Here is an 8032-nt window from a genome sequence, read left to right on the forward strand (position 1 = left end):
TTATGAGACCGCCCCCGCCCCGACCGAGGCAGTGAGCACCCTGGCCGGAAGTGGCACTGAAGGGGATGCTGAGGGCAGCGGAACAGCCGCTCAGTTTAATTTTCCACGAGATATAACTGTAGATGCCAGCGGAAATGTGTATGTGGCTGATCGAGATAATCATAAAATCAGAAAGATTACCCCGGTCGGCGTAGTAACTACCCTGGCGGGAAGTGGCACTCAAGGGGATGCTGAGGGCAGCGGAATAGCCGCCCAGTTTAATCGTCCAGCCGGGGTAGCCGTAGATGTTGATGGAAATGTGTATGTAGCGGATTCAGGCAATGATAAAATCAAAAAGATCACCCCGGCGGGCGTAGTAACTACCCTGGCCGGAAGTAGCACTACCGGGGCTACTGATGGTAGCGGGACAACTGCGCAGTTTCATTTTCCAGTGAGTGTTGCCGTAGGTGCTGATGGAAATGTGTACGTGGCTGATTATAACAATCACAAAATCAGAAAGATCACCCCGGACGGGGAAGTGAGTACTCTGGCCGGAAGTGGTACTTTCGGAGACGCTGATGGCAATGGAACAGCCGCGCAGTTTGATGGTCCAGAAGGTGTGGCTGTAGACGCAGATGGAAATGTGTACGTGGCTGATCGAGAAAATCGCAAGGTCAGAAAGATCACCCCGACTGGGGAAGTGAGTACTTTGGCGGGAAGCGGCGATTTCGGGGATGCTGATGGCAGTGGAACAGCCGCACGGTTTAATGGTCCAGCCGGGGTAGCCGTAGATGTTGATGGAAATGTGTATGTAGCGGATGAACTCAATAATAAAATCAGAAAGATTACCCCGGTCGGCGTAGTGAGTACCCTAGCCGGAAGTGGTACTAAAGGGGATACTGATGGTAGTGGAACAATTGCCCAGTTTGATCGTCCAAAAGGAGTGGCTATAGATGCGGACGGAAATGTGTATGTAGCGGATACAGGTAATGATAAAATCAAAAAAATCACCCAGGATTAAACAGTGATCTTAGCGAATGAAAAGTAACAAAATAAGCTTTCGGGATTTAGTTTCTGGAAGCTTTTTAGCCTGAATAATTCAACAGCGTATGAATGATTCAGGTTAGCATTTCACCTTTTGTTTTTTCCCTTCACTTGCCGACAGTGGTGGGCAATCCCGGCTCGAGAAGAGATTCCTAGCTTTCTAAGGATGTTCTCACTGTGGCGGCGGGCCGTATGCAGACTGATGAAGAGTTCTTGGGCGACTTCCCGATCGGTGAGGCCCCGGACGAGCAAGTGAGTCACGGTTACCTCTCTATGGGTTAAGTTGAAAGCAGACCGCAACCAAGCCGGGGTAGGAAGTGCCGAAACCCGCTCTACGGCGACTATCAACGTAGGTATAGGCTGCGAAAAACGATCAAGGTAGCCCCGTAGACGGTAGGAATGGCCTCCTAATAAGACGTTGTGGGAAGTAGCCACCATCTCACCAGGCTGGGGAGTGGCAAGGGTCTGTAGCTGCGCCCCAAAAAGACGAAGGGCTTCCACTAAAGCATCAGCGAGTGGTTCGGTAGACAGCAGCTCCCGCAGAGAAGTGTTGCGGTAGTATTCTTTGCCATCCACGCTAAAGACGGCCAGTGCTTCCTCCGTCTCATCAATGTGCGTGGTCCAAACGGCGTACCTATCAAGCGAGCACTGCCGGAAGTGAACGTTGGCCTCGAAGGCGGGCAGCAAAAGATCAAGTAGCTGATGACACTCGGCTCCTAGCGCCGGAACATTGGACTGCTGGTAGCCGAACCCCAACAAACTTCCCCCCTGCCTGAGAGGAACCGAGAGGGCCATCTGCCGCTCAATATTAACCGGCTGATAAGCCTCGCTATACAGTCTACAATCATGCCACTGCCGAAGATCGTATACGACTGCATCGTGCACCGCATTCTCACCAAAATAGCGGATGATCCGATGCTGCTGGGTAATGTAGCTATCCTTAAATAGTAAGTAGCCTTCGTGGTCGTGCCCCACAAAGTTATCGCGAAGACCGTCGCCAAATTGACGATTCATGGTAGGGCTCTTCACCGAAAGCGCATCCTTTTCGTTGTGCTCGCCGGGGGATACCGGTTGCATTCGCTCGGGCTCAATCAGGTATACCGCCTCGGTGCCGCTAAGGCTAGTGAGCAGGGGAAGCGAAGCGGTTAGCCAGTCGTCGGTACCGTTCGTGCTGCCTACCGACAGCATATTGCGTTGCACTTGCTGGACTTGCTTTAATTGCTGCGTAGTGAACATCGTGAAATAAGAGAGTGTTTAGGATTCGCTCTGGCGACCATTATAACCATGACAAAGTAAAATAAAAGAAGGAAATTAGCTAATTATGAAAAGACCATGTTTGAGCCAGTTTCAATCAGTTCGACTAATTCATCGTCCGTATATTCATACTCGTCTTCAATGCTTTTTTTTGCTAGGCAAGTATGTTTTGATCGCTTCCGGCTTCCATCCTTTTATTCTTGGCATCCATCTTGGCACGTTTTCCATATATTCCTGATATTCTTCTCCAAATCTTATTAATAAGCCAGGTTCCTCCAATAAAATGAAATATAAGTGATTCAAAATAAGGAAAGGAAAAGACCAAATCAGTATAGCAGATGACTTGAATAGCAATGATTCTGCAAGCAGGATAATATATACACCATAAATCATGGGGTTACACATATGCCTATACAGTCCTATCACTACTAACTTTTTTGTTAGGTGCCAAAGTCCCTTTTCCAATTTTGACAAACAAGATAATCGACTGAATAAACAAGAAGAATCCCAGCAATAAAAAGAAAATTCCTAAAACGTATATAACATTTTGATTCCAATTATATATTGGAAAGAATTCTAAATCCGATATTAGATAATTAATTAGAGCGGGAATAACCACTATTGCCACAAATGGCAGAGCGAGGATTGACTTTAGTTGCTCAACTGGTAAAGATGATTACATTTATCATGTTGCCTAACTAACTGCTAATGGCAATATATCCATTATTCCTCATATGTTCTCACCCAATTTGGTCAATAGTAAGTGATTTTAAAATAGGTGTAGTATAACTTATACTCTAGCGTTCTTAACTGTCCGGAGGTGTTAGGTAAGCAGTAGAGCTTACGAATGTAACTTCCCCGCCAAAAACCCGGTCGTCCAGGCAGCTTGGAAGTTGTAGCCTCCGGTGATGGCGTCAATGTCCAGCACTTCTCCGGCGAAGTAGAGATTCTGGCATACGTTACTCTGCATGGTGTTGAGATCGACGCTGGTTAAACTAACGCCGCCGCAGGTTACAAACTCTTCTTTAAAGGTGGTTTTCCCCTGCACCGCGTAAACATCGTTGGTGAGTACGTTCACTAATTTGTTCAGCAGTTTCGTGCCGAGTTCGCTCCACTTTCGGTTTTCGGGTATCGCTCGTTTCTTTAAAAGAAATAGCCACAGTCGTTCGGGTAAGGCGTAGGGCCTAACGTTACTAATCATTTTTTTAGGATGTTCGGCCGCAATTGCTTTCAACTGATTGGTGACTGTCTCATTATTCGTTTCGTTTACCCAGCTTATCTGGACGTTGAAGTCATATTTTATTTCGTTCAGCATTCGGGCACCAAAAGCCGATAACTTTAGCACCGCCGGGCCGCTCATGCCCCAGTGGGTAATCAGTAACGGTCCGTCAGATTTAAGCTTGGTTCCCTGAATGCTGACTAGCGTATTTTCTACCACCAATCCTGTTAACTGGGTAATCTCTTCAGTGGGCATGTTAAAGGTGAAGAGCGAAGGTGTAGGATCTTCAATTTTGTGACCTAAGGCCTCCAGCCACGCTAGACCCTGCCTTTTAGGTGAGCCTCCGGTGGCAACAATAACTTTATCGAAGATTCTAGTAGGCAGTTCTTCGTTAATGAAACTCAATTCCAACTGGTTGTTGATAGGAACGATACTTTTTATGCCTACGCCTAGCTCAATCGCTATGTTTAGTCGGTGGGTTTCATGTAACAAGCAGTCAATGACAGTCTGCGAACGCTGCGATACGGGAAAAACTCGCCCATCATCTTGAGCGAATAATGGGACGCCTCGGGACTCAAACCATGCAATAGTATGGCCGGTATTAAATAGGTGGAAGGCTTTCTTTAGCTTTTTCCCGCCCCGTGGATACGCTTGGCAAAGCTGACCAACCGAAGAGCAACTATTAGTCACGTTGCATCGGCCCCCGCCCGATATTTTCACCTTCGATAAGAGCTTCTGCGACTTCTCGAGAATGACCACCTCAGCATCCGGATAATTCTCTTTAGCTGTAATAGCAGAAAAAAACCCAGCCGCTCCTCCTCCAATAACTGCAATCTTCATTCTATCCTGTGCTTACTTGTTTCAATTAATCTCAACAATTGAGCTATTTTTTTTGATCCCGGTACTCTGTTTCCGATGTATACAAATCTATCTGACCCATAAAAGGATTATATACCAGCTTCCCGCTGGTTGGGGGTAGATTTTTTGCAATCGTTTTCCATTTTTCAATAGAGCTGGTAGCAAGCAAGCAGTTCTTTCCGCCGTATTTTACCGGATAGACGACCTCTTGCCCGGTTCTACTATTTAACAAAACTTCGTCCTCAGTTACCTGCCACGTCCCTCGGCTCATTGATACATTGGAAAATCCGCGGGAGCTAGTAATGTTAAACCGTCCGTCATCTTTTAAGTGAATTGATTCCTGCCAGAAGTCTTTGGTAAGGGTATAGCTTCCGGCTAAGTCATCAGGAGTAAGCGTAACCGAGTATTGATCAATAAACTGCTGAATCAGTGAGTCTAGAATTATGGTTGCCTTTAACGGGGGTTGGGCTACCGCTACTTGAAAAAACGTAAGAAAAAGGATGAGTAACCAGAATTTCATAGTACAACCAAGTTCATTAACTATTAAGCTGCCAAAATACTGAACTTGACCGGACTAATCCCTAACATGTGGACAGATTCGTTTTCAACAAAGTTTTATAATTCGCTAGCTTCCTCAGTAGTAGAAGTTATGTCCGACAAATTCGGAATCTATTTGACAGTGAGTTATATTACATTAGTGCTTGTTTTCCTATCAACCGATCACTGAGTGGAATCCAGCTAGCGATCACTTAACCATTATCTTGATGGTGAGGCAAGTTCTTAGTTGAGCATTACAGCTTAGTCGGTCACTAACCGATGAAATTTATAATCTAACCATTAACCTAAACTGCTATCAATCAAATACTATCGTCTCGTCGCCGTTGGGTAAAATCTCTACTCGCCACTCCTTTCCTTTCACTGTCTGGAACCGAGGTTGCTCGTGCTGAATCAACCCTCGAGAATAAATTGCCATTCAGGTTAAGCTTGAACGCCTACTCTTTTAATAAGCTGCTGCGCGAAGGGAAAATGTCGCTAGACGATCTGCTGGATTTTACCGCTGATCATTACCTCCCCGCCTTGGATTTAACCGCCTACTATTTCCCTACCTACCCGGCAGTGCCGAATGATTCATTTCTGTACGAGGTTAAGCGTAAGGCCCACCGTCGGGGCTTGGTGTTCAGTGGAACCGGAGTTCGTAATAATTTCACCCAGCCCGATAGGCAAAAGCGAGCCGATGATGTGCAGCTAGTTCGTAACTGGATTGATGCTGCGGTAAAGCTGGGAGCCCCTATTGTCCGCATCTTTGCCGGACCAGAGGCTAGAGATGGTACTTCGGAGGAGGAAACCACGCAGTGGATGTTATCAAGTATTCGTGCGTGCGTAGACTACGGAAAGCAAAAAGGAATTATTGTGGCACTGCAAAACCATAATGAGTTTGTGAAAACGGCTTCGCAAGTTCATCAGATTATGAAGAGTGTTAATTCGGAATGGTTGGGATTAATGCTGGATGTAGGTAGTTACAGAACGTCTAACCCTTACGCTGAGATTGCAGAAACGGCTCAGTACGCTGTCAACTGGCAAATTAAAGAGAACGTCTACGTACGGCAGCAGGAACAAAAGATGAATATTGATGAACTACTACCCATCATTCTGGAATCAGGCTACCGGGGATATCTACCCTTAGAAACCTTAGGGCCGGGCGAGCCTTACCAGAAAGTAACATCTTTTCTAAAAGAAGTGCGCAATTCGATGGACAATTTGAATGAAATCCGTACCCGTTAAGTTGTCTCTACTAATTTACTATCCAATGTGCGAATGCCGTTAGCCACTTGTTCCATGAGCCACATTGGGGTAGAAGTAGCTCCGCATATGCCCACGGTAGTCATTCCTTCAAACCATTCGGGTTGTATTTCTTCTTCGTTAGCTATAAAATAGCTATGTTGATTGGCTGCTCGGCAAACTTCAAATAAAGCTTTGCCATTAGAGCTTTTTTTACTGCTTACAAAAATGATTACATCTTGCTCTTGAGCAAATCGTTGTAGTTGCGGCTCACGGTTAGAGACTTGGCGGCAGATACTGTCGTTGGCATTAAAAGTTGCAGTTTCCAGTTCACCGTTGGTTTCTTTCAGACGTTCCTCAATCATTGCCTTAATGCGGTAGAAGCCTTGAGTGCTTTTGGTGGTTTGACTGAACAAGGTGACTGGCTTAGTATAATCGATCTTATTCAAATCCTCATCGTGCATCACAATAATTGCTTTGCCCATTGTTTGTCCGGTGATGCCAATCACTTCTGCATGGCCAGGTTTTCCGTAAATAACAATCTGCCCATCCGCCTTCTCCATCTGATCAAAAGCGTTTTTAACTCGATTTTGTAGCTTTAATACTACTGGACAGGAGGCATCAATTAATTCGATATTGTTCGTTAGAGCAGTTTGGTAAGTTGCTGGTGGTTCGCCGTGAGCTCGGATAAGCACTTTGCAGTCACGAAGATTCTCTAAGTCTTCACGAGAAATAATTCGTAAACCCTTTTTGTGAAGGCGCTGCACCTCCATATCGTTATGAACAATGTCACCCAGGCAGTACAAATTATCTGACTCTTCCATTTCGTCTTCCGCCATCTGAATGGCAAATTCTACCCCAAAGCAATATCCTGAATTTTGATCTATAGTTACTTTCATGCGTTTTACAGTTTGATCTAATTGGTGGTTATGGCTTCCCGTGCCAGCATTATCACCTTCGCTACCTGTTCATCAAAAGCCAAATGGGTAGTGTCAATTTCAATGGCATCTACTGCTTTCACCAGCGGATTTTCGGTTCGGCTGGTGTCAATTCGGTCGCGTTCAGCTAAATTCTCCGCAATTTCTTCTAATGTGGCAGTACTTCCTTTCGCCTCTAATTCTTCTTTCCTACGATGAGCCCGCTCCATCAGGTTGGCAGTCATAAAGACCTTCAGTGCTGCCTGCGGAAACACATTCGTGCCAATATCCCTTCCATCCATTACAACACGCTTTTCCGCGCCCATGTTCCGTTGCAGGTTCACCATTGCGTGCCGCACCTGAGGAATAGCACTTACTTCACTCACTCGTTCCGATACACTCATGTCCCGTATCGTCTGCTCTACAATTTCGCCATTGAGGTAAGTTTCATAAATTGGAGGAGTGCTACTGGGTTTGGTAACAAAGCGAATATCAATCTGAGGCAGCGCATTGAGCACTTCATTTAAATGAGCAGGGTCAATTTTATGTTGAAGAAGATAGAGAGTTACGGCGCGGTACATTGCTCCTGAATCAATATACGTGTAATTTAGGGCTTGAGCTACCGCTTTGGCTGTGGAGCTTTTGCCGCAACCGGAGTATCCGTCTATTGCCACAATAATATCTTTCGGCATAATAGCGCTTTTTAGCAATCTTTTACTGGACAAGGAATTGGTCCTCGTTTAGGTTGTTTGCGCGGCTTCCCGCTTTGGCAGGATGAAAACAGTACTAAGAGTGCCATCGTGATTATTACCACGTTTTGGTTAAACCTTTTTTTCATTTCCATTCTGTTTGATTCAAAAATACTAAACAATTTGTTGAGTCAGCATCAGATCAGTTGGAATAATACCCCAATCTGTTGAGAATGCTTAAAACAGAAACCTTGCAAAAATAGTCCCAGAAACAATTTGCTAAAATTTGTGTA

8 protein-coding genes are annotated in these 8032 nt (G+C 45.4%); 2 read left to right on the forward strand and 6 right to left on the reverse strand.

The window, feature by feature from the left end; translation table 11 throughout:
• Positions 1-1000 (forward strand): NHL repeat-containing protein (locus tag WBA23_RS09670; protein ID WP_424582074.1); only part of this gene is annotated, 1000 nt, incomplete at its 5' end.
• A 110-nt stretch (positions 1001-1110) separates the two neighbouring features.
• On the opposite strand, the gene WBA23_RS09675 is transcribed toward WBA23_RS09670, so the two are convergent.
• The 4 genes from WBA23_RS09675 to WBA23_RS09690 form a co-directional block, all read right to left on the reverse strand.
• On the reverse strand, positions 1111-2259 hold the full coding sequence (locus WBA23_RS09675; protein ID WP_424582075.1) for a helix-turn-helix transcriptional regulator: 1149 nt from the start codon (positions 2257-2259) through the stop codon (positions 1111-1113).
• Between the two features lie 156 nt (positions 2260-2415).
• On the reverse strand, positions 2416-2751 hold the full coding sequence (locus tag WBA23_RS09680) for a methyltransferase family protein (protein ID WP_424582076.1): 336 nt from the start codon (positions 2749-2751) through the stop codon (positions 2416-2418).
• Positions 2752-3118: 367 nt separating this feature from the next.
• A complete protein-coding gene (locus WBA23_RS09685) occupies positions 3119-4336 on the reverse strand; it encodes an NAD(P)/FAD-dependent oxidoreductase (RefSeq protein WP_424582077.1) in 1218 nt (405 codons plus the stop codon).
• A gap of 43 nt (positions 4337-4379) precedes the next feature.
• Positions 4380-4874: a hypothetical protein gene (locus WBA23_RS09690; protein WP_424582078.1), complete on the reverse strand. Its 495-nt coding sequence runs from the start codon at positions 4872-4874 to the stop codon at positions 4380-4382.
• Between the two features lie 464 nt (positions 4875-5338).
• Here WBA23_RS09690 and WBA23_RS09695 point away from each other — a divergent pair, with 464 nt between their 5' ends.
• On the forward strand, positions 5339-6136 hold the full coding sequence (locus tag WBA23_RS09695; RefSeq protein WP_424582079.1) for a sugar phosphate isomerase/epimerase family protein: 798 nt from the start codon (positions 5339-5341) through the stop codon (positions 6134-6136).
• Here WBA23_RS09695 and WBA23_RS09700 read toward each other — a convergent pair.
• Together WBA23_RS09700 and cmk are read right to left on the reverse strand one after the other, a co-directional pair.
• Positions 6133-7032 carry a 4-hydroxy-3-methylbut-2-enyl diphosphate reductase gene (locus WBA23_RS09700; protein WP_424582080.1) on the reverse strand — a complete coding sequence of 300 codons (900 nt, stop codon included), beginning with the start codon at positions 7030-7032 and terminating at the stop codon, positions 6133-6135. The genes WBA23_RS09695 and WBA23_RS09700 overlap by 4 nt on opposite strands.
• Before the next feature lie 17 nt (positions 7033-7049).
• Positions 7050-7742, reverse strand: a complete 693-nt coding sequence (gene cmk / locus WBA23_RS09705; RefSeq protein ID WP_424582081.1) for a (d)CMP kinase — start codon at positions 7740-7742, stop codon at positions 7050-7052.
• Positions 7743-8032: the final 290 nt, after the last annotated feature.

Origin of the sequence: Tunicatimonas sp., from assembly GCF_049647865.1 — a bacterium.
GTDB lineage: Bacteria > Bacteroidota > Bacteroidia > Cytophagales > Cyclobacteriaceae > Tunicatimonas.